The sequence below is a fragment of the Bradyrhizobium sp. Ce-3 genome, from assembly GCF_022835695.1.
Classification (GTDB): Bacteria; Pseudomonadota; Alphaproteobacteria; order Rhizobiales; family Xanthobacteraceae; genus Bradyrhizobium.
In genome coordinates this window covers 333,545-353,386 of record NZ_BQUV01000009.1, presented here as the reverse complement: position 1 = coordinate 353,386, position 19,842 = coordinate 333,545, and the positions used below count along the sequence as shown (strand labels likewise).

15 protein-coding genes and 1 pseudogene are annotated in these 19,842 nt (G+C 65.6%); 3 read left to right on the top strand and 13 right to left on the bottom strand.

What is annotated here, in order from left to right:
- Positions 1–90 precede the first annotated feature (90 nt).
- Entirely contained in the window at positions 91–357 is a 267-nt protein-coding gene (locus BRSPCE3_RS29160) for a hypothetical protein (RefSeq protein WP_244069783.1), read from the top strand.
- Between the two features lie 7 nt (positions 358–364).
- Here BRSPCE3_RS29160 and BRSPCE3_RS29155 read toward each other — a convergent pair whose 3' ends face one another.
- The gene (locus tag BRSPCE3_RS29155) at positions 365–568 is read right to left on the bottom strand and encodes a hypothetical protein (RefSeq protein ID WP_244069782.1); all 204 of its coding nucleotides are present in this window, start codon (positions 566–568) and stop codon (positions 365–367) included.
- A gap of 188 nt (positions 569–756) precedes the next feature.
- On the opposite strand from BRSPCE3_RS29155, the gene BRSPCE3_RS29150 reads away from it, so the two are divergent.
- Both BRSPCE3_RS29150 and BRSPCE3_RS29145 read left to right on the top strand, forming a co-directional pair.
- Positions 757–2,586 carry an aminopeptidase P family protein gene (locus tag BRSPCE3_RS29150; RefSeq protein WP_244069781.1) on the top strand — a complete coding sequence of 610 codons (1,830 nt, stop codon included), beginning with the start codon at positions 757–759 and terminating at the stop codon, positions 2,584–2,586.
- Positions 2,587–2,878: 292 nt separating this feature from the next.
- Positions 2,879–4,156 (top strand): multidrug effflux MFS transporter, encoded by a 1,278-nt coding sequence (locus BRSPCE3_RS29145; protein ID WP_244069780.1) that lies wholly within the window; start codon positions 2,879–2,881, stop codon positions 4,154–4,156.
- A gap of 156 nt (positions 4,157–4,312) precedes the next feature.
- On the opposite strand, the gene ligA is transcribed toward BRSPCE3_RS29145, so the two are convergent.
- From ligA to BRSPCE3_RS29085, 12 genes and pseudogenes are all read right to left on the bottom strand, one after another.
- Complete coding sequence (gene ligA, locus BRSPCE3_RS29140; protein WP_244069779.1) at positions 4,313–6,733, bottom strand: NAD-dependent DNA ligase LigA; 2,421 nt, start codon at positions 6,731–6,733, stop codon at positions 4,313–4,315.
- A gap of 2 nt (positions 6,734–6,735) precedes the next feature.
- Positions 6,736–8,406 carry a DNA repair protein RecN gene (gene recN, locus BRSPCE3_RS29135; RefSeq protein ID WP_244069778.1) on the bottom strand — a complete coding sequence of 557 codons (1,671 nt, stop codon included), beginning with the start codon at positions 8,404–8,406 and terminating at the stop codon, positions 6,736–6,738.
- Positions 8,407–8,419: 13 nt separating this feature from the next.
- Complete coding sequence (locus BRSPCE3_RS29130; RefSeq protein WP_375709975.1) at positions 8,420–9,328, bottom strand: outer membrane protein assembly factor BamD; 909 nt, start codon at positions 9,326–9,328, stop codon at positions 8,420–8,422.
- Between the two features lie 272 nt (positions 9,329–9,600).
- Positions 9,601–10,563, bottom strand: coding sequence for a UDP-3-O-acyl-N-acetylglucosamine deacetylase (gene lpxC, locus BRSPCE3_RS29125; protein WP_244069776.1), 963 nt, complete (start codon positions 10,561–10,563; stop codon positions 9,601–9,603).
- 350 nt (positions 10,564–10,913) lie between these two features.
- Positions 10,914–12,692, bottom strand: coding sequence for a cell division protein FtsZ (gene ftsZ / locus BRSPCE3_RS29120; protein WP_244069775.1), 1,779 nt, complete (start codon positions 12,690–12,692; stop codon positions 10,914–10,916).
- An 89-nt stretch (positions 12,693–12,781) separates the two neighbouring features.
- Positions 12,782–14,098, bottom strand: a complete 1,317-nt coding sequence (ftsA, locus tag BRSPCE3_RS29115; protein WP_244069774.1) for a cell division protein FtsA — start codon at positions 14,096–14,098, stop codon at positions 12,782–12,784.
- Positions 14,095–15,105 carry a cell division protein FtsQ/DivIB gene (locus BRSPCE3_RS29110; RefSeq protein WP_244069773.1) on the bottom strand — a complete coding sequence of 337 codons (1,011 nt, stop codon included), beginning with the start codon at positions 15,103–15,105 and terminating at the stop codon, positions 14,095–14,097. Before BRSPCE3_RS29110 ends, ftsA begins: the two co-directional genes overlap by 4 nt.
- A pseudogene (locus BRSPCE3_RS29105) lies at positions 15,045–15,366 on the bottom strand (D-alanine--D-alanine ligase); the annotation flags it as partial. The pseudogene BRSPCE3_RS29105 and the gene BRSPCE3_RS29110, both read right to left, overlap by 61 nt.
- A 71-nt stretch (positions 15,367–15,437) precedes the next feature.
- Positions 15,438–16,424 carry a D-alanine--D-alanine ligase gene (locus BRSPCE3_RS29100; protein WP_244069772.1) on the bottom strand — a complete coding sequence of 329 codons (987 nt, stop codon included), beginning with the start codon at positions 16,422–16,424 and terminating at the stop codon, positions 15,438–15,440.
- 10 nt (positions 16,425–16,434) lie between these two features.
- A complete protein-coding gene (gene murB, locus BRSPCE3_RS29095) occupies positions 16,435–17,364 on the bottom strand; it encodes a UDP-N-acetylmuramate dehydrogenase (protein WP_244069855.1) in 930 nt (309 codons plus the stop codon).
- Positions 17,365–17,366: 2 nt separating this feature from the next.
- Positions 17,367–18,770 (bottom strand): UDP-N-acetylmuramate--L-alanine ligase, encoded by a 1,404-nt coding sequence (murC, locus tag BRSPCE3_RS29090; protein ID WP_244069771.1) that lies wholly within the window; start codon positions 18,768–18,770, stop codon positions 17,367–17,369.
- A gap of 228 nt (positions 18,771–18,998) precedes the next feature.
- Positions 18,999–19,838: a class I SAM-dependent methyltransferase gene (locus BRSPCE3_RS29085; protein WP_244069770.1), complete on the bottom strand. Its 840-nt coding sequence runs from the start codon at positions 19,836–19,838 to the stop codon at positions 18,999–19,001.
- Between the last annotated feature and the right edge of the window lie 4 nt (positions 19,839–19,842).

Sequence of the window (19,842 nt, the reverse complement as noted above, 5' to 3'; positions counted from 1 at the left end):
AGGGGTGCGGATCAGAGCCTTTGTCAGAGCCTTGCAACGGCAGGCATCATCAAGCGTTGGTCCGTGATACCTGCAGAGGAGACCATCGGCATGAAACGTACGGTTGGCGCCTTCATCATTGCGGCGATGTTCGCCGTCGCGTCTCCGGCGGTCGCCAATGAAGGCACCGGCATCCGCCTCGTCGGCGACCGCAGCCATGCTGGCGAGCCCTATCGCGGTTATGCGATCGGGCGTCATGACAGCCGGCCGCGGCTGCGCAGCGAAAGTCGCGAGCGTGGCTGGCTCAGCGGATCGTATCCTCTGGAGTATGAAGACCGGGACCGGGGCGTGTATCTCGGCCAGCGTCACGACGATTGAAGGCGTGCTACGCCGACGGCTCGGAATCGCGGCCGGCCGTCTCAACCTTGTCCTGACCGGCTGCGCGGCCGTGACCTGCCGAGCGCCTGGCACGCGCCTCGGCAAGGCGGTCCAGCATCTGGACGATGACGCCACGTTGCTTCTGCTCGACCGGCGCGATCGGACCGCGGGGGGCCGGCGGCGAGATCTTCTCAAACGTGAATGCAGGCATCGTGCATCTCCTCACCGTTGAGTTGAGACACTCCTGGACACTCCCCGTACGCTTGACCAACGACGGTGGACATCGTCAGGTCATTTCCACTATGCCATGTTTCAAGCACAAGTTATGCCAAAAATGTGGTCATGCCTTGCGTGCGTTTGCACGAGGACCATGCTGAATCCGAAGAGAGTGCGAAGGCGATGTTCGAAGCCCATTTCCAGACATTCGAAGAGCCCGAAGGCGGCGTCGCGCTGACCGCTCGCCTGAGCGCGCTGCGCGAGGAACTGGCGCGGCGCAAGCTGACCGGATTTGTGGTTCCGCGCGCCGACCAGCAGCAGAATGAATACGTTCCCGCGTCCGAGGAACGGCTGGCCTGGCTGACCGGCTTCACCGGATCGGCCGGGCTCGCAATCGTGCTGAGCAAGGAAGCGGCCCTGTTTGTCGACGGCCGCTACACGCTGCAGGCCGGCAAGCAGGTCGACCGCAAGGCCTGGCAGGTCGAGCCGCTGGTCGAGCCGCCGCCGGAGCACTGGCTGACCCGGCATCTTTCGGCCGGCGACCGCCTAGGATTTGACCCCTGGCTGCACACTTCTGCGGCAGCCGAACGGCTGGCGGCGGCTTGCGCCAAGGCCGGCGCCGAGCTGGTCGCCGTCGACAGCAACCCCCTCGATGCGATCTGGCACGAGCGGCCGGCACCGCCGCTCGGCCCGGTTTCGATCCACGGCGCGCAGTTTTCCGGCGAGATCGAGGCCGAGAAGCTGAAGCGCATCCGGCTCGAGATCAACAAGCTCGGTGTCGACGCGCTGGTGCTCTCCGACAGCCACGCGGTGGCCTGGGCCTTCAACATCCGCGGCGCCGACGTCTCCCACACCCCGTTGCCGCTGTCCTACGCGCTGGTGCCGAAGGACGGCCGGCCGCTGCTGTTCATCGATCACCGCAAGCTGTCCAATTCGACCCGCGACCATCTCGAGCAGTCGGCCGATGTCGAGGAGCCGGCTGCGCTGGCGCCAAAACTCACCGAGCTCGCCAAGGGCGGCGCCTCGATCGCGCTCGACAGCGCGACGGCCGCGGATGCCCTGAGCCGCCTGATCGCAGGCGCCGGCGGCAAGCCGGTGCGCAGCAGCGATCCGGTCAGCCTGCTGAAGGCGGTCAAGAACAGCACCGAGATCGAGGGCACGCGCACGGCGCATCAGCGTGATGCGGTGGCACTGGTGCGCTTCCTCGCCTGGGTCGACCGCGAAGCCCCCTCGGGCCACCTCACCGAGATCGACACCGTCGAGGCGCTGGAGACCTTCCGCCGCCAGACCGGCGCGCTGAAGGATGTCTCGTTCCCCACCATCGCCGGCACCGGGCCGAACGGCGCGATCGTGCATTACCGGGTGACGCGCAAGAGCAACCGTCGCATCGCGCCCGGCGACCTCCTGCTGATCGATTCCGGCGCGCAATATCAGGACGGCACCACCGACGTCACCCGCACCATCGCGATCGGCCAGCCGACCGACGAGATGCGCGACCGCTTCACCCGCGTGCTGCGCGGTCATATCGCGATCGCCCGCGCGGTGTTCCCCGACGGCACCACCGGCGCGCAACTCGACACGCTGGCGCGGCAATATCTCTGGCAGGCCGGGATCGACTTCGAGCACGGCACCGGTCACGGCGTCGGCAGCTATCTCAGCGTCCATGAAGGGCCGGCGCGGATCTCGAAGCTCGGCACCACGCCGCTGAAGCGCGGCATGATCCTGTCCAACGAGCCCGGCTACTACAAGACCGACGCCTACGGCATCAGGATCGAGAACCTCGAACTCGTGATCGGCACCGACATTGCCGGCGCCGAGAAACCGGTCAACGCCTTCGAGACGCTGACCTTGGCGCCGATCGATCGCCGCCTGATCGAGGCGAGCATGCTGAGCCAAAGCGAGCTCGCCTGGCTCAACGACTACCACGCCCGCGTCGCGCGGGTGGTGCGGCCGCATCTCGACGACAACGCCACCAAGCTGTGGCTCGACGAGGCGACGGCGGAGCTGACGTAGCCGGCGTCGCGTTTACGGTCACCTTCTCCTCACACGCAGTGTCATCCCCGCGAAAGCGGGGGATCCAGTACGCCGCGGCCCTTCTGTTGAACAACCGCCGCCTCTGGAATACTGGGTCCCCCGCTTTCGCGGAGGACGACAGTGGAATCTGTGGCTGACGACGGCGGCGCTTGTTGCGCGAGACGAAACTCCATCGGCACGCCGCCCGAAATGCATGGGCGTATGCCGAAACACCCGTATTCCGCGCGAACGGGCACGCTACAGTCTTTCCACAATGCTGGATCGGACCTGAATGCACGGCGTGATGGGCAAGCCGCCCGGCGCGGCCACAAATAACATCGCGACATCGAAGGTCATGCTGCTGATGCTCGTCGTGATGACGGGCGTCGCGCCGATCTCGCTCTACATGCTGGTGCCGGCGCTACCCGTGCTGGCGACCGATTTCGGCCGCGACATCGGAATCGCGCAGATGACGGTGTCGCTCTACATGGTCGGCATCGCGCTGTCGCAGCTCATCATGGGGCCGCTGTCCGACAGATTCGGCCGTCGCCCGGTGCTGCTGGCGGGTCTCGGGTTGATGGTGATCGCGGGCATCGGCTCGGTCTTCGCCGAGACCCTGCCGCAGCTGATCGCCGCGCGCTTCTTCCAGGCGCTCGGCGGTGCCAGCGGCATGGTGATCAGCCGCGCCATCATCCGCGATCTCTATCCGCGCGAGCGGGTCGGGGCCATGATCAGCCTCGTGGTCGCAGCGCTGATGATCGCGCAGATGGTGAGCCCGCTGACCGGCGGCCTGCTGGAGACCACGTTCGGCTGGCGCGCGATCCTCTATTTCATCACCGCGGCGTCGCTGACCGTGACGATCTTCATCGCGCTGGCGCTGCCGGAGACCCGCCGCGAGCGCGTCGACAGTTCGAGCTTCCGCGGCGACCTCGGCAAGCTGCTGCGCAGTCGCGCCTTTGTCGGCTATCTCCTGTGCCAGGTGCTGGCGTCACAGATCATTTTCGCCTTCGCCGGCGGCGGCCCCTATATCGTGGTGACCCAGATGGGCCGCAGCAGCGCCGAATATGGCGCGTGGTTCGCGATGACGGGGTTCGGCTACTTCGTCGGCAATTTGCTGTGCGTGCGGTTTGCGCCGCGGCATTCGCTGGAGAAGCTGATCTGGTTCGGGCTCGCGCTGCAGCTCGGCGGCAGTCTCTTGAACCTGATCTGGAGTTTCGCCGGGCTGAACCAGGCCCCGCTCTGGCTGTTCGGCACCCAGATGATCGTGATGATCGCCAATGCCTTCGTGATGGCCAATTCCGCCGCCGGCGCCATCAGCATCCGCCCCGAGGCCGCCGGCACCGCCTCCGGCGCCATGGGCTTCCTGCAGCAGGGCATCGGCGCGCTGATCTCGCAATTCGGCGCCTATCTCGGCGGCCACTCCACCACCACGCTGCCGCTGACCTCGGCGATCTTTGCGATCTCGATCGCCTGCGCCTGCACCATGATCTTCATCGTGCCGCGGCGGAACGTGGTGGTCAGCGAAGAGCTGATCGCACAGGCGGAGGAGGATGAGCAGGGGATGATGTGAGGGGCGCTCGTACCGCGCTCTCGCCTCGTCATCCCCCGCGAAAGCGGGGGATCCAGTACGCCGCGGCCTATCGGCTCAGCAATGACTGCCTCTGGAATACTGGGTCCCCCGCTTCCGCGGAGGACGACAGTGGAGACTGCGGCGCCGCTGCGCACCTCACTCCTCGATCAGCTTCAGCCACTCGTCTTCGGTCAGCACCGCAACGCCGAGCTCGCGCGCCTTGGTCAATTTCGACCCCGCCTCTTCGCCAGCGACGACGTAATCGGTCTTCTTTGAAACCGAGCCCGCGACCTTGGCGCCGAGGCGCTCTGCCATCGCCTTGGCCTCGTCACGGGTGAATTTGGTCAGCGAGCCGGTGAACACCACGGTCTTGTCCGAGACCGGCGAGCTCTTGCGCGGCTGCTCGGCGGGCTTCACCTCGATCTCGCGCAACAACTCGCCGAGCGCCTTGACGTTGCGCGGCTCGGCAAAGAACTCGACCACCGCATCTGCGACGATCTCGCCGATACCGTCGATATCGTTGAGGTCCTGGTAGGCCTCGGTGGTGTTCTCTTCGTCCTTGCTGCCCTTGGCGGCGGCCAGCATCGCCTCGCGGAAATTCTCGATCGTGTGGTAGTGCCGCGCCAGCAGCTTGGCGTTGCCTTCACCGACATGGCGAATGCCGAGCGCAAAGATCAACCGGTGCAGCTCGATGTTGCGGCGGGCGTCGATCGCGTCGAACAGATTGCGCACCGAGGTCTCGCCGTAGCCCTCACGCTCCATCAGCTTGTTGTTCGAGCGCTCGTCCTGCTCGCGCAGGGTGAAGATGTCGACCGGCGACTTCACCAGCCCGTCCTCATAGAACTCCTGGATCTGCTTCTCGCCGAGACCGTCGATGTCGAAGGCAAGCCGCGACACGAAATGCTTCAACCGCTCGACCGCCTGCGCTGGACAGATCAGCGCACCGGTGCAGCGGCGCACCGCCTCGCCCTCCTCGCGGATCGCATGGCTGCCGCAGACCGGGCAGGTGTCCGGGAACTTGTACGGCTTCGCGCTGCTCAGCCGCTTGTCCAACACGACGCTGACGACCTGGGGGATGACATCGCCGGCGCGTTGCACCACGACGGTGTCATCGACGCGAAGATCCACGCCATCCCGGATCGGATTTCCGTCGTTGCCGATGCCCTTGATGTAGTCCTCATTGTGCAGGGTCGCATTCGACACCACGACGCCGCCGACCGTGACCGGCTCGAGCCGCGCGACCGGCGTCATCGCCCCGGTACGCCCGACCTGGATATCGATGCCCTTGAGGATCGTCGTCGCCTGTTCGGCCGCGAATTTGTGCGCGATGGCCCAGCGCGGGCTGCGCGACACGAAGCCGAGCCGCTCCTGCCAGTCGAGGCGGTCGACCTTGTAGACCACGCCGTCAATGTCGTAGCCGAGCGAGGCCCGTTCCTCGCCGATCTTGTTGTAGAATTTCAGCACGTCCTCGACGCTCTTGCAGAGCGTGATCAGCGGATTGACGACGAAGCCGGCTCTGTCCATCCACTCCAGCATGCCGTGCTGGGTGTCGGCGGGCCGCTCGCTCATCTCGCCCCAGGTATAGGCGAAGAATTTCAGCGGCCGCGACGCGGTGATCGACACGTCCTTCTGACGCAGCGAGCCCGCCGCCGAATTGCGCGGATTGGCGAAGATCGTGTCGTCAGCCGCGGCCTGCTTCTTGTTCAGCTCAAGGAAATCCTTCTTGAGCATGTAGACCTCGCCGCGCATTTCGCAGGCCGCCGGAACATTGCGGCCCTTCAGCGTGTGCGGAACATCCTTGATGGTGCGGACATTCGCGGTCACATCCTCGCCGGTGAAGCCGTCGCCACGCGTCGCGGCGCGGACCAGCTCGCCATTTTCATAGCGCAGCGAGAGCGACAGGCCGTCGATCTTCGGCTCAGCGACGAGCGCCGGGATGTGATCGGCATCGAGCTTGAGGAAGCGCCTGATGCGCTCGACGAATTCGGTGACGTCCTCGTCGCTGAAGGCGTTGCCGAGCGACAGCATCGGAACGGCGTGCTGCACCTTGGCAAAGCCGCGCGCGGGTGCGGCGCCGACAGACTTCGAATATTTTATCTTGTCGTCGTAGTCCGGGTGGAGTTGACTCAAAAAATCATAGAATCGCTTCAGAACATCATAATCTGCGTCAGGGACGTTCGACCCACTGCCCGAATGATAAAGCGAGTCCCAGTCTTTTAGATTTTGGGCCAAGTGCTCCATAAATGGGAGCAAAAATGTTGATTCCTCAATCTTGTTTTGCAGCGTATTAATATTGTTTTGTATGGCGATGATGTCATTTTTCTCAAACTCGTTCCAAAAAATTTTGCCGAAAACAGAATATAATTCGCTTTGAACCTTTTGTGGAAGCTTATCGAGAGACTCCTCCACTATCGCGCGATCGTAGACTTGAACAGCTGCATAGACCAAGAGCGAAATGTATTTTACCTCTTTGCGGGTTTGAACCTTAAGAACTTCGTCGAGCATTTTCTTAGCGCCCGACAAGCCTCGCTTCTTTGGAAGAGTGACATTTTTTTCAGATCTTTTCATCTTCGCCATTACTAGCTCGCCGCCCTGAGCAGCCGTTCCGCGGCGGCCCTCGCCTCGGCGGTGATCTCGGCGCCGGCCAGCATGCGCGCGATCTCCTCGCGGCGATGGTCGGCGGCGAGCGCGTTGACGCGGGTCGCGACCCGCTTGCCCTTGTCGAGCGCATCCTTGGAGATCAGAAGGTGCTGGCTGGCGCGAGCCGCGACCTGCGGCGCGTGCGTCACTGCCATCACCTGCACCTTGCCGGCGAGGCGTGCCAGCCGCGTACCGATCGCGTCCGCCACGGCGCCGCCGACGCCGGTGTCGATTTCGTCGAATACCAAAGTCGGCGCCGAGCCGCGATCGGCCAGCACGACTTTCAGCGCCAGCAGGAAGCGCGACAGCTCGCCGCCGGAGGCGACCTTCATCATCGGCCCCGGCTTGGTGCCCGGATTGGTCTGCACCCAGAACTCGACGCGATCGATACCCTGTGGCCCCGGCGCGGCGGCGTTGCTCTCGACCTGGGTCATGAACTTCGCGCGCTCGAGCTTGAGCGGCGCGAGCTCGGCATTGACGGCCTTGTTGAGCTTCTCGGCCGCCTTGCTGCGCGCCGCCGACAGTTTTGCCGCGGCCGCAGCATAGCGCTTGTCGGCCTCGGCGGCCGCCGCTTCCAATTTCTTGAGCTGGTCGGCGCCGGCATCGATCAGCGCGACGTCGCCGGCGTATTGCGCCGCCAGCGCGGCCAGCAAATCGACCGGCGTCGAATATTTGCGCGAGGCGGCGCGCAGCGCGAACAGCCGCTCCTCGATGCGCTCGAGCTCGGCCGGATCGAAATCGGTCGCCGCCAGCGCGGCGTGGAGGTGCTGGTCGGCCTCCTCCAGTGCGTTGATCGCGATGTCGATCGCCTTCACCGCCGGCTCGATCAGCGCGGGCGCATTGGCGGCACGCCGCTCCAGCCGCCGCACCGCGGCCGACAGGGCCGACACCGGCGAATGCGAGCCGCCGATCGCCTCCTGCGCCTCGCGCAGATCGGTCGCGACCTTCTCGCCTTGCATCATGGTGGTGCGGCGATTGGCAAGTTCGGTCTCCTCGCCCTCCTTCGGCGCCAGCGTCTTCAGCTCCTGGGAGGCATGGCGGAGATAGTCGGCCTCGCGCGCGGCGCGCTCCATGCCGGCCCGATGTTCTTCGAGCGCGGTGCTGGCGGTCCGCCTGACATCCCACAGCGCTTCCAGCGCCGCGACGTCCTTCTCGTGGCCGGCGAAGGCATCGAGCAGCTGGCGGTGGGTCGAGGCGTCGACCAGCGCGCGCTCGTCGTGCTGGCCGTGGATCTCGACCAGAACCGCACCGACCGCCTTCAGGGTCTGCACGCTGATCGCCTGGTCGTTGATGAAGGCACGGGTGCGGCCATCGGCGAGCTGCACGCGGCGCAGGATCATTTCACCGGTATCCTCGAGGCCGTTCTCGGCGAGAATCCTCGCCGCCGGATGCCCCTTCGGGACATCGAACGTGGCAGTGACCTGCCCCTGCTCGGCACCATGGCGGACCAGTCCGGCATCGCCGCGGCCGCCAAGCGCCAGCGCGAAAGCATCGAGCAGGATGGATTTGCCGGCGCCGGTTTCGCCGGTCAGCACCGCCAGGCCACGGGAAAATTCGATATCGAGTCGTTCGATCAGGACGATGTCACGGATCGACAGACGGGCCAGCATGCGAGGACAATTCCTAGCCGAGACCTATCTTCTTGAAGGTCCTGCTGATCCAGGATCCCTGATTCTCGCTCGGCTCGAGACCGCCGGACTTTACTAGATTATATGCGTCCTTGTACCAGCGGCTGTCTGGAAAATTGTGCCCGAGCACCGCGGCGGCGGTCTGCGCCTCGCCCGCGATACCGATCGCCATATAGGCTTCGGTGAGCCGGTACAGCGCCTCTTCGACGTGGCGGGTGGTCTGGTACTGGGTGACCACGGTCTTGAAGCGGTTGATCGCGGCAGTGAAGTCGCGTTTCTCGATGTAATAGCGCCCCACCGCCATTTCCTTGCCGGCGAGCTGGTCGCGCGCAGCCTGGATCTTGGCCTTGGCCTGGGTGGCGTATTCCGAGGTCGGATATTTGCGCACCACCTCTTCGAGCGCCGCGATCGCCTTCTCGGTGCGGCCCTGGTCGCGCGAGATGTCCGGGATCTGGTCGAAATGCGATGCCGCGATCAAATACTGGGCGTAGGCGGCATCCGGGCTGCCGGGATGCAGCGTGACGTAACGGGTGGCAGAGCCGATGCAGCTGTCGTAGTCGCCGGCCTGGTAGTACGAATAGGCCGACATCAGCAGCGACTTGCGGGCCCAATCCGAATACGGATGCTGACGGTCGACTTCCTCGAACTTCTTCGAAGCGGCCTTCAGGTCCTTCTTCTCGTTCATCATGTACAAGCCCTCATTGTAGAGCTTGTCCGCGGGCTCATCGACGAACGTGTCGTCCTTGGCCATGAACTTGTCCCACAGCGCACCGGTGCCGCAGCCTGAGAGCGGCAACGCCAGCACGATCAGGCCCGCCGCGAAACGCAGCGTGCGCGCGGCCTTGGTCAGGCCGGAGACGTCAGAAGAGAAGCGTGGTTCGAGCGCCATACGCATTGCCGACATGAATTGTAAAACCTGACGCCTTTGATGCGGTTAACGGCGACCCCACTCCACCCATGAACCGCGGTCATGGATGCAATAATTCTCGTGCCACTGGCCGCCGTCACTCGCAAACGCAGGCCTGTTTAACCGAAAAATGACCGTGGACCAACCGAATACGGAGCCAATCCGCCGGGAATAAGGCGACCCGACGAAGCGCACAGCCTGCTGTGGTTATTACGGAAATTGGACCTGACCGGCGCGGCGATCAGGACTTGACGATCGGGACTTGGCGATCAGGATACGTCCGGGCCATAGGCCGGAGCGACGAGACCGCCCACGGTGCCTGCACCGGCTTCGACATGGCCACGGACCGGCCGCCGCGCGGTTTCGGATTCAACCACCCGCCACGCGCTGCGGTCGGCCAGCAGCGCCTTCAGCACCGCGTTGTTGAGCTTGTGACCGCCGCGGACCGAACGATAGCTGCCGAGCAGCGGCAGGCCGGCCAGCGCGAGATCGCCGATCACGTCGAGCACCTTGTGGCGGGCGCACTCGTTGGCGTAGCGCAGGCCCTCGGCATTGAGCAGGCGGGCCTCGTCAAACACCACGGTGTTGTCGAAGGAGGCGCCGAGCGCGAAGCCTGCGCCCCACAGCCGTGCCACGTCGCTCATGCAGCCGAACGTACGGGCGCGCGAGACCTCGCGGCGGAAGCCTTCCGGCGACAGATCGAAAGAGAAGGTCTGGCGGCCGATCACCTGGTTGGTGAAATCGATCTCGACTTCGGCGCGGAACCCGCCGGCGAACGGGCGCAGCTCGCCCATCGCATCGCCGATCTTGACCTGCACCGGCTTCAACACCTGGATGAAGCGACGGACGGCGGGCTGGGTCACGATGCCTGCCTGATCGATGGCTGCGACAAACGCTGCGGCGCTGCCGTCCATGATCGGAACTTCCGCTCCGTCGACCTCGATCGTGGCGTTGTCGACGCCCATGCCGCGCAGCGCGGCGAGCACATGCTCGGCGGTCGAGACCAGCGGCCCTTCGCGGTCACCCAGCACCGTCGCGAATTCGGTAGCAATCACAGCGTCGGCGGTGGCGGTAACTTCGCGGTCGGCACCGTCGAGACCGGTGCGGACAAAAATAAGACCTGCATCAACGGGTGCAGGTCCCAACGTGAGACTAACAGGAAGACCGGAATGAACGCCTACGCCCGTCACGGTGGCTTGCGACCGAAGCGTTGTCTGACGGCTGAACTTCATTCGATAATGCCCACTACCCGACTTCGCTCAATTCAAGTGGCCAAACTTCCCCAAGGCCGACTCGCTTGAGCTCCCCAAGTCCGGGCAGACCATAGTGATTGCCCTAAAGCGCGCCAACTCACGCTTGTTTACCGATTGTTACCCCACCTCTGCCGCATTCGTGCCCAAGGTTAACCAAATTGCGGCAGCGAAAACGGCCCTCGGCGGCCCGCCATCTGACCACCGAAAGAATAATTAATCATTTAAAATCAGTTGTTTGTTTGCGAACCGCAACCGGCTGCCCAGAACAAGGAAAAGGCCCCGGCGGTTCCCCGCCGAGGCCTTCATCGTCGCCAAGGTTGTAACAAACTTCAGTTGGCCTGCCGGCGCAGGAAGGCCGGGATATCAAGATGGTCGTCGCCCTGTGGCGCGGGGGCAACAGGGGCCTGGCGGCCATGGGCGTCCAATCCCTGCGGGGCCGGACGCTTCGCATATTCTGATACCGGCGATTCGTTCGCCGAGATCTGCTGGGCGACGCTGCGGGCCGGCTTGCGCTCGGGCAGCGCCGGCATCGCGGGCATCGCCGGACCGGAGGCACGGGCCGCGATCGGCGGCTCGGTCTCTTCGTCGCGGCGGCCGAGGCCGACATTGGCCAGCCGCTGCAGCAGCGACAGCCGGGTCTTCTGCGGGTGTTCCGCCTCGCCGTCGCCGCTGGCCTGGCGGATTTCCGCCTGCGCCGGCATCGGCAGGTCCTCGAACTTCGGCATCCGCGGGGCACGGACCGGCGACCGCTCCGCCGCCTGCGGGATGAAGGTCTCGGGCGGCATCGGCTCGTGCTGCTCGGCCCGGGCCGCCTCGTGGTCCGGGAACAGCGTCGGCTTCTGGGCGATCGGGCGCACGGTGACGTCACCATAGGAGGCCGGCTGCATCGGCGCCTGAGCCGGCGCGCTGTCCGGGGCAACCGCGGCAGCGATCGCCGCGAGCGCGGCGCGCTCGACGGCCGGACGCTGCTGGGGTGCGGCTGCAATCGGCGCAACCGTCACGCCGGTCGGCGGTTCCAGCTTCTGGGCGCGCTCGGCCATGCGCTGATTGTCGGCACGCAGGCGGGCGGTCAGATCGGCCAGCCGGCTCTCGGGCGAGCCGCCCGACTGCTGGGCAGGCGCCTGGGCGCGGGACGCAATCGCGGCCTGCTCGATGCCGGTTGCGACCACCGAGACGCGAATCACGCCATCGAGCGATTCGTCGAAGGTGGCGCCGACGATGATGTTGGCGTCGGCATCGACCTCCTCGCGGATGCGGGTGGCGGCTTCGTCGACCTCGAACAGCGTGAGGTCCTTGCCGCCCGTGATCGAGATCAGAAGGCCGCGGGCGCCCTTCATCGACGAGTCGTCGATCAGCGGGTTGGCGATCGCGGCTTCGGCGGCGGTCAGCGCGCGCTTCTCGCCGGTGGCCTCGCCGGTGCCCATCATCGCCTTGCCCATCTCCCGCATCACGGCGCGGACGTCGGCGAAGTCGAGGTTGATCAGGCCTTCCTTGACCATCAGGTCGGTGATGCAGGCGACGCCCGAGTACAGCACCTGGTCGGCCATCGCGAAGGCGTCGGCGAAGGTGGTCTTCTCGTTGGCGACCCGGAACAGGTTCTGGTTCGGGATGATCAGCAGCGTGTCGACCACCTTGTGGAGCTCGGAGATGCCGTGCTCGGCGGTGCGCATCCGGCGCTGGCCTTCGAAGTGGAACGGCTTCGTCACCACGCCGACGGTGAGGATTCCCATCTCGCGGGCGGCCTTGGCGATCACGGGCGCAGCACCCGTGCCGGTGCCGCCGCCCATGCCGGCGGTGACGAACACCATGTTGGCGCCGGTCAGGTGGTCGCGCAGCTCGTCCATCACCTCCTGCGCGGCCGCAGCGCCGACATCGGGCTGCGAACCGGCGCCGAGGCCCTGGGTGACCTGGGTGCCCATCTGGATGATGCGCTGCGCCTTCGACATGGTCAGCGCCTGTGCGTCGGTGTTGGCGACGACGAAGTCGACGCCCTGCAACCCGGCGGTGATCATGTTGTTGACGGCATTACCACCCGCGCCGCCGACGCCGAAGACGGTGATCCGCGGTTTCAGCTCGCTGATGTCAGGGGGTGTCAGATTGAGTGCCATGGTTGCCTCTCTCGATTATGCGCGCGTTGGTTCGTCCCGGCCGCTGGCCGCGGGAGCTGGTGAAAATGCAATGAGCCGGGGTGCGGTCATCAGAAGCCCTCGCGAAGCCATCGTCCGACCTTTCCGAAGTAACCGTCTGTCCCTGTCCTGAGCTGCCGCGTGCGCCGCGGTTCGACATGTTCAAGGTGAGCGTATTGCGGGTAGACCAAGAGACCCGTCGGCACCGAGAACGAGGCACCCTTCGCCTCGTTCGGCAGCCGGCCGAAACCGAGCGGGCGGCCGATGCGGACCTGACGGTTCAGAATACGGGTGGCAAGCTCGACGGTGCCGGTGAGCTGCGATGCGCCGCCGCTCAGCACGACGCGCGCCCTCGGCTCTGCCGCAAAGGGGGAATCCGCGAGCCGGTCACGGACCATTTCGAAAATCTCCTCGGCGCGATGCCGGACGATGTTTGCGATCGTGGCGCGGGACACGATTTGCGGAGTCTCCCGATCGTCGCCTGCAGTGGGAACGGACATCAGCTCGCGCGAGTCCGAACCGCCGGTCAGCACCGTGCCGTATAAGGTCTTGATTCGCTCGGCATCCGCAATGCACGCGCCGATGCCGCGCGCAAGATCCATCGTGATGTGTTGCCCGCCGAGCGCAAATCCGGATGCGTGCACCAGACGCCCGCCGGAATAGGTCGCGATCGTGGTCGAGCCCGCGCCCATCTCGACGACGGCGGCGCCGAGATCGGCTTCGTCGTCGGTCAGCACCGACAGACCCGCAACATAGGGGCTCGACGCCATGGCCTCGACGTTGAGATGGCAGCGCTCGACCACCAGCATCAGGTTCTTGGCGACGGTGGCATCCGACGTCACCACATTCATGTCGACGCCGAACTGGCGCGCCACCATGCCTCTGGGATCGCGGATGCCCTTGACGCCGTCGAGCGCGTAGCCGACCGGCAGTGCGTGCAGCACGGTGCGGCCGGCGCCGGCGGCGTGGCGCATGCCGGCCGAGGTGACGCGGCTGATATCGTCCGCGGTCACCGAGCCGCCGCGGATATCGGCCGCGGCTTCGACCAGTTGACCATGCAGCCGGCCGCCGGAGACCGACAGCAGGACGGATTCGACACGGACCTTGGCCATGCGCTCGGCCAGCGCCACGGCATGGCGCACCGCCTTCTCGCATTCGGCAAGATCGACCACGGAGCCAGCCTTGACGCCGCGCGACTGGATCTGGCTGTAGCCGATCAGTTCGACCGCATGGGTGCGGCCGCGCAGCGCCTCGTTCGGCGGCGAAGGCTTGAGCCGCGCGATCATGCAGGCGATCTTGCTGGAGCCGACGTCGAGCGAAGCCACCATCGCGGTGCGCTTCTGCATCGGCCGGGTCTTCGGGGTCAGGTTGCGATCGAGGCCGGTCATGCGGAGTCACCCGGCTTCTTCTTGGACTTCTTGTCCTTGAACAATTCGTCGCGCGCCTTGCCGGCTTCCTCGGACAGTTGGACGATCAGCCGGTCGGGCAGCCGCATGTCGACGGCGACGATGTCGCGCGAGAACAGCTTCTCGTCCTTGTCGAGCCTGGAGAGCGCGGCGAGCGCGTTGCCGACGTCGTTCTCCGGCAGGCGGACGTCGAGGCCGTCCTTGAGGCGCAGGTTCCAGCGCCGCTCGCCGACGAAGATCGCGGCCTTGGTCACCGAACGCACCTGCGGGTAACGGTCGAGCAGCGCCAGGAAATCCTGCGCTCTGACGTCGGCGCCCTTGCCCACGACCAGCGGCAGATTGAGGAAGCGGCGCGAGACGTAGGGCTCGAGCACGGCGCCGTCGGAGGCGATCACCGACAGGCGGCCGTTCTGCTGCCACAGCGCAAACGCGGTGCGCTCGACGATGTCGATCTGCAGCCGGCCCGGATAGAGCTTGAGGATCGTGGCGTCGGCGATCCAGGGATTGGCCTTCAGCTTGGCGCGGACGGTATCGGCGTCGAGGAACAGCAGCGACGAGCGGCCGTTGACGCCGCCGATCGCAAGCACCTCGTCCTGGCTCAGCTGCTTGCGGCCGTTGATGCCGACGGTGGTGATTCGGAAGCCGGCGGAATTGGCCAGCGCGTTGCGGGTGTCGCTGAGCGCGGTGGTGAATTCCTCGAGATGGCCACCGCGAACGATGCCGAAGCCCAGGCTGCCGAACAGGATCGCGAGCGTCGCGACCAGGCCAATGCGGCGCGGCAGGTAGCGCTCGACCAGCAGGATGTAGCGGTTCGGCGGCTCGCGATCGATGATGACTTGCGGCCGCCTCACGGGACGCTGCCTGCGGCGCGCGAGATGGGCGCTGACATACTCGCGCAGCAGCACTGCCGCTCCAATAGCGGCTGCTTTCAGGTCAGCTTGGGGCCCCAGCGATCGCAGCGATCGAGTGAGGCGTCCTGCACCATCCATTGCACGAGCTCGTCACATGTTGTGCCCGCAAACCCCGCGGGTCCCGGCACAAATCACGACTCGGCAAGACCGGTGGGATAAGAGTGGCCCCCTGTTCCCTGGTTGCGATCCTCGAAGCGGTAATCCGCGACAGCTCACGCCCCGGCAGCCAAGCGCTACATGCGCCGCCAGCGTTAACCTTCGGGCTTCCTGGTAAACAAACGGTAAATGAGTTCGGCCTGGAGTGTATTTTGATCAACGCTTTGAGTACTTTGCCGCGAACCCGTTAGCATTTTAGCAACAGCGCCGGGTTCCATCCGGCCGAGCCGGGCGGGTTCCCTGCCCCGCCGGCCTTAACGCTTGACGCGGCGGCGGCCGAGTTCGATCTGGTCGTTGAGGAAGTCCGCAAAGGCGATGCCCTGTGCTTTCAAGGCCTTAGGGTAAAGTGACGCCGCGGTGAGGCCGGGCAGCGTGTTGGTCTCGAGGTAGACCGGGCCATTGGCCGAGACGATGAAATCGCTGCGCGAATAGCCGGAGCAGGACAGCGCGCGGTGCGCCCGCAATGCGTGATCCATGATCGCGGCGCTGACCTCGGGCGCGAAACGGCCGGGGCAGATCTCCTGGGTCGACTTCAGAAGGTATTTGGCTGTGTAGTCGAAGGCGCCCTCGCCCGGCACGATCTCGATCGGCGGCAGCGCGAACACCGTGCCGTCGGATTGTTCGAGCACGCCGCAGGTCGCCTCCACGCCCGCGACGTACGGCTCGATCAGATAGTCTTCATGCTTGGCCGCGTTGCGGACCGCGACGAGATCCTGCCTGGCGTTGACGAAGATCAGCCCGTAGCTCGATCCGTCCTTGGCGGGCTTTGCGATCAGCCTGCCGTGCTTCGCGAAGGCATCATCGATCTCTTCGACCGTGATGCCCTGCGGCGCGTTGAGGCCCGCGATCGCCGCAAACCGCTTCGCCGACGGCTTGTCGAACGCCAGATGCGACGACGCCGAACCGGAGCCGGTGAACGCGACGCCGCGCATCTCGCACATCGCCTGCAACTCGCCATTCTCGGCGCGTCCGCCGTGCAGGCCGAACACCAGCACGCGCTGCTCGGCGCCCGCCTTGTCGAGCGCCTGTTCGAGCGCGATGCCGCGGCCGTCGGGCTTGAAATCGACCTCGAAGGGCCGGGTGTGGCCGAGCAATTTTTCCGACGTCACCGCATGCACGGTGTCGTCGACGTCCCAGAACCAGAGCTCCGCATCAGGCAATGCGCGGTGCAGCGCCTGCGTGCTCGCCACCGAGACCAGCCGCTCCTTGTTGGTGCCGCCGAACAGAATGGTCACTTGCATGTTCTTTTGCCTATTGCTCGCCTTCCGTCATTCCGATCCGTTTGATTTCCCAGTGTAGCTCAATTCCGCTGGTCTGCTTGACCCGGTCACGCACCGTCTCGCCGAGCGTCTCGATGTCGTGGCCGGTGGCGTTGCCGGTGTTGATCAGGAAATTGCAGTGCATCTCCGACACCTGCGCGCCGCCGACCTTGAGGCCGCGGCAGCCGGCGGCATCGATCAGCTTCCAGGCACTGTTGCCGGGCGGGTTCTTGAAGGTCGAACCGCCGGTCTTTTCGCGGATCGGCTGCGCGGTCTCGCGATGGGTTTGCACCTCGTTCATGCGGGCGCGGATGGCGCCCGCGTCGGTGATCGTGCCGCGGAAGCGCGCCGAGGTGAAGATGATGGACGGATCGACACCGCTGTTGCGATAGACGAACTTCATCTCGGCATTGCCGAACGTGTGCTTGGTGCCGTCGCGGCCGACGCCGGAGGCCTCGACCAGCACATCCTTGGTCTCGCCGCCATTGGCACCGGCGTTCATCCGCAGCGCACCGCCGACCGTGCCGGGAATGCCGAAGAAGAATTCCATGCCGCCAATGCTCGCAGCCGCCGCCGTCTCAGCCACGCGCTTGTCGAGCGCCGCTGCACCGGCGGTGACGACATCGCCGGCCGCGCTGGTTTCGCCGAACGCGCGCGGCGCGAGCCGGATCACGACGCCGGGCATGCCGCCGTCGCGCACGATCAGATTGGAGCCGACACCGACGACATAGACCGGCAATTCCTGCGGCAGGTGCTTCAGGAAGTAAGCAAGATCGTCTTCATCCGCGGGCGTGAACAGCACCTGCGCCGGGCCGCCGACCCGAAACCAGGTCAGCTCGGCCAGCGACTGGTTCGCCAGCAGCCGCCCGCGCAGCTCCGGCATCGCGGCTTTCAGGTCGGGCGTGATGTCGGGGAAGGTCACGGTCACCCCAGCGCCTTCAATTCGCCGGGCAGTGCGTAGGCCCATTGCGTGATGTTGCCGGCGCCGAGGCAGACGACGAGGTCGCCGGACTTGGCGAGGCTGTGCACGATCTTGGCAAGCTCACCCGCGTTCGGCAGCGGGACAACGTTGCGATGGCCGTGGGCGCGAAGGCCGGCGGCGAAATGGTCGCGGTCGATGCCTGCAATCGGCGTCTCGCCGGCCGGATAGACCTCGGCGACCACGACCGCATCGGCATCGTTGAAGCAGGTGCAGAATTCGTCGAACAACGACTGCAGGCGGGTGTAGCGATGCGGCTGCACCACGGCAATGATCTTGCCGTTGGTGGATTCCCGCGCCGCCTTCAGCACCGCGGCGATCTCGACCGGATGATGGCCGTAATCGTCGATCACGGTCACGCCGTTGAATTCGCCGGTCTTGGTGAAGCGCCGCTTGACGCCGCCGAAGCCGGCCATGGCCTGGCGGATCACGTCGTCGGACACGCCGAGCTGATGCGCGACCGCGATCGCCGCCGTCGCGTTCGATGCGTTGTGGCGCCCCGGCATCGGCAGCATGATGTCGGCGATCTCGTGCGTCGCGCCCGACTTGCGATCGCGGATCGCCACCTTGAATTTCGAGCCGCCGCCCATCGGCGTCAGATCCATCAGCTGCGCATCGGCCTGCGGATTTTGTCCGTAAGTGATGATGCGGCGGTCCTCGATCTTGCCGACCAGCGCTTGCACCACCGGGTGATCGGTGCACATCACGGCGAAGCCGTAGAACGGAACCTGCTCGACGAAATTGCGGAACGCGTCCTGGATCGCCTCGAAGGTCTTGAAGTGATCGAGATGCTCGGGGTCGATGTTGGTGACGATGACGACATCGGACGGCAGCTTGAGGAAGGTGCCGTCGCTCTCGTCGGCCTCGACCACCATCCAGTCGCCGGCGCCGAGCCGCGCGTTGGAGCCATAGGCATTGATGATGCCGCCATTGATCACGGTCGGATCGAGCCCGCCGGCGTCGAGCAGCGTCGCCACCATCGTGGTCGTGGTGGTCTTGCCATGGGTGCCGGCGATCGCGACGCAGCTCTTCAGCCGCATCAATTCCGCCAGCATCTCGGCGCGCCGCACCACAGGAATGCGCCGCGCGCGCGCCGCCATCAGCTCGGGATTGTCGCGCTTGATCGCGGTGGAGACCACGACGACATCGGCGCCATCGACATTCTCGGCGGCGTGGCCGACCGAGACCTTGGCGCCCTTCTTGCGCAGACGGTCGAGGTTGTAATTGTCCGACGCGTCGGAGCCCTGCACGGTGTAGCCGAGATTGATCAGCACCTCGGCGATGCCGCTCATGCCGATGCCGCCGATCCCGACGAAGTGAATGGGTCCGATCTCGCGCGGCAGTCTCATGATCCGGTTCCTGACATCATCATCCGCCTGGTGCGCGCTGCGCTGCTGTACGGACGATCTGGCTTCTCTGGGCGCCGCATCGTGGCGGCGCGGACTATTGGATGCCCCGCTTTTCCCCGCTGTGACAAGGGGTTTTTCGGCGCTTCGGCCGCGGAAATGTCGCTGTTGTCGGCTACCGGCCGGCGGTTGCGATCTGACGTCACGGACATCCCCATCCCGGCCCGCCGGCTACGCCGCTCCCGGCCGCACGGCACGCGCGGCGAACTCATCCTGCATCTCGATGACGCGAAGGTAATTGCGCAGGCGGTTGCTCTCGAGCACGCGCAGCAGCTTGTTCTGGTGATAGGGCAGCACGAGCTCGGCAAGCCGTGCGCTCCAGGCGGCGTTCATGTCGAACAGCACGCCCAGGCCGAACACGGCGGGGATCTCGGCAAAGCCGAACTCCCTGCCCTGTGCCAGCTCCTCCGCCAGGAAGTCGTCGATCGCGGTCATCACGCCGTTGCGCGCGCCGCCGGCCATGTTGGCGAATGCGGCGAGGCCCGCGCCGCGAAATCCACGCCCCTCGACCAGCGCCGGGCGATCCAGCGTGGCACCGGCATTGAAACTGTGCGGATGGCGATACGCGGCCGGAATCTGCTCGGGCGCGTAATACATGTCGCGCCGCCCGCAGGGCCAGCCGACATCGTGCAGGAAAACCAGGACAGGCTTGCCGGCGCGGCGGCTGATCGCCTCGATCTGCCTGAGCTCGTGATAGACGGTGTACCAGTTGTGGTCGCCATCGACGATCCAGGCGTCGGCGGCATCCAGCTCGCCGAACGCATCGAGGCTCGGCTTCGCGACGTGACGGACATCCGGATTGGCGGCCACCCAATCGAGGAATTCGCGCTTCGGCGCCGGATCGATGCTGGTGAAGTGGCCGCCGCACGCCCGGCAGTGACCGGCGAGCAGCGTCGACATGCCGCCATGCTCGGCGCCAATCTCGACGATATCCCGTGCATCCGCCAGCCGCAGCGCTTCCAGGATCAGGTCCGAGAATTCCGAGACGGAGTGGATCAAAAGACCCGTCATGATC

Excerpts from the sequence above, each read along its gene's own strand:
- BRSPCE3_RS29160 (WP_244069783.1), top strand. The coding sequence starts at position 91 with ATGAAACGTACGGTTGGCGCCTTCATCATTGCGGCGATGTTCGCCGTC.
- BRSPCE3_RS29155 (WP_244069782.1), bottom strand. The coding sequence starts at position 568 with ATGCCTGCATTCACGTTTGAGAAGATCTCGCCGCCGGCCCCCCGCGGT.
- BRSPCE3_RS29150 (WP_244069781.1), top strand. The coding sequence starts at position 757 with ATGTTCGAAGCCCATTTCCAGACATTCGAAGAGCCCGAAGGCGGCGTC.
- BRSPCE3_RS29145 (WP_244069780.1), top strand. The coding sequence starts at position 2,879 with ATGCACGGCGTGATGGGCAAGCCGCCCGGCGCGGCCACAAATAACATC.
- ligA (WP_244069779.1), bottom strand. The coding sequence starts at position 6,733 with ATGGCGAAGATGAAAAGATCTGAAAAAAATGTCACTCTTCCAAAGAAG.
- recN (WP_244069778.1), bottom strand. The coding sequence starts at position 8,406 with ATGCTGGCCCGTCTGTCGATCCGTGACATCGTCCTGATCGAACGACTC.
- BRSPCE3_RS29130 (WP_375709975.1), bottom strand. The coding sequence starts at position 9,328 with ATGTCGGCAATGCGTATGGCGCTCGAACCACGCTTCTCTTCTGACGTC.
- lpxC (WP_244069776.1), bottom strand. The coding sequence starts at position 10,563 with ATGAAGTTCAGCCGTCAGACAACGCTTCGGTCGCAAGCCACCGTGACG.
- ftsZ (WP_244069775.1), bottom strand. The coding sequence starts at position 12,692 with ATGGCACTCAATCTGACACCCCCTGACATCAGCGAGCTGAAACCGCGG.
- ftsA (WP_244069774.1), bottom strand. The coding sequence starts at position 14,098 with ATGACCGGCCTCGATCGCAACCTGACCCCGAAGACCCGGCCGATGCAG.
- BRSPCE3_RS29110 (WP_244069773.1), bottom strand. The coding sequence starts at position 15,105 with ATGGATGGTGCAGGACGCCTCACTCGATCGCTGCGATCGCTGGGGCCC.
- BRSPCE3_RS29100 (WP_244069772.1), bottom strand. The coding sequence starts at position 16,424 with ATGCAAGTGACCATTCTGTTCGGCGGCACCAACAAGGAGCGGCTGGTC.
- murC (WP_244069771.1), bottom strand. The coding sequence starts at position 18,770 with ATGAGACTGCCGCGCGAGATCGGACCCATTCACTTCGTCGGGATCGGC.
- BRSPCE3_RS29085 (WP_244069770.1), bottom strand. The coding sequence starts at position 19,838 with ATGACGGGTCTTTTGATCCACTCCGTCTCGGAATTCTCGGACCTGATC.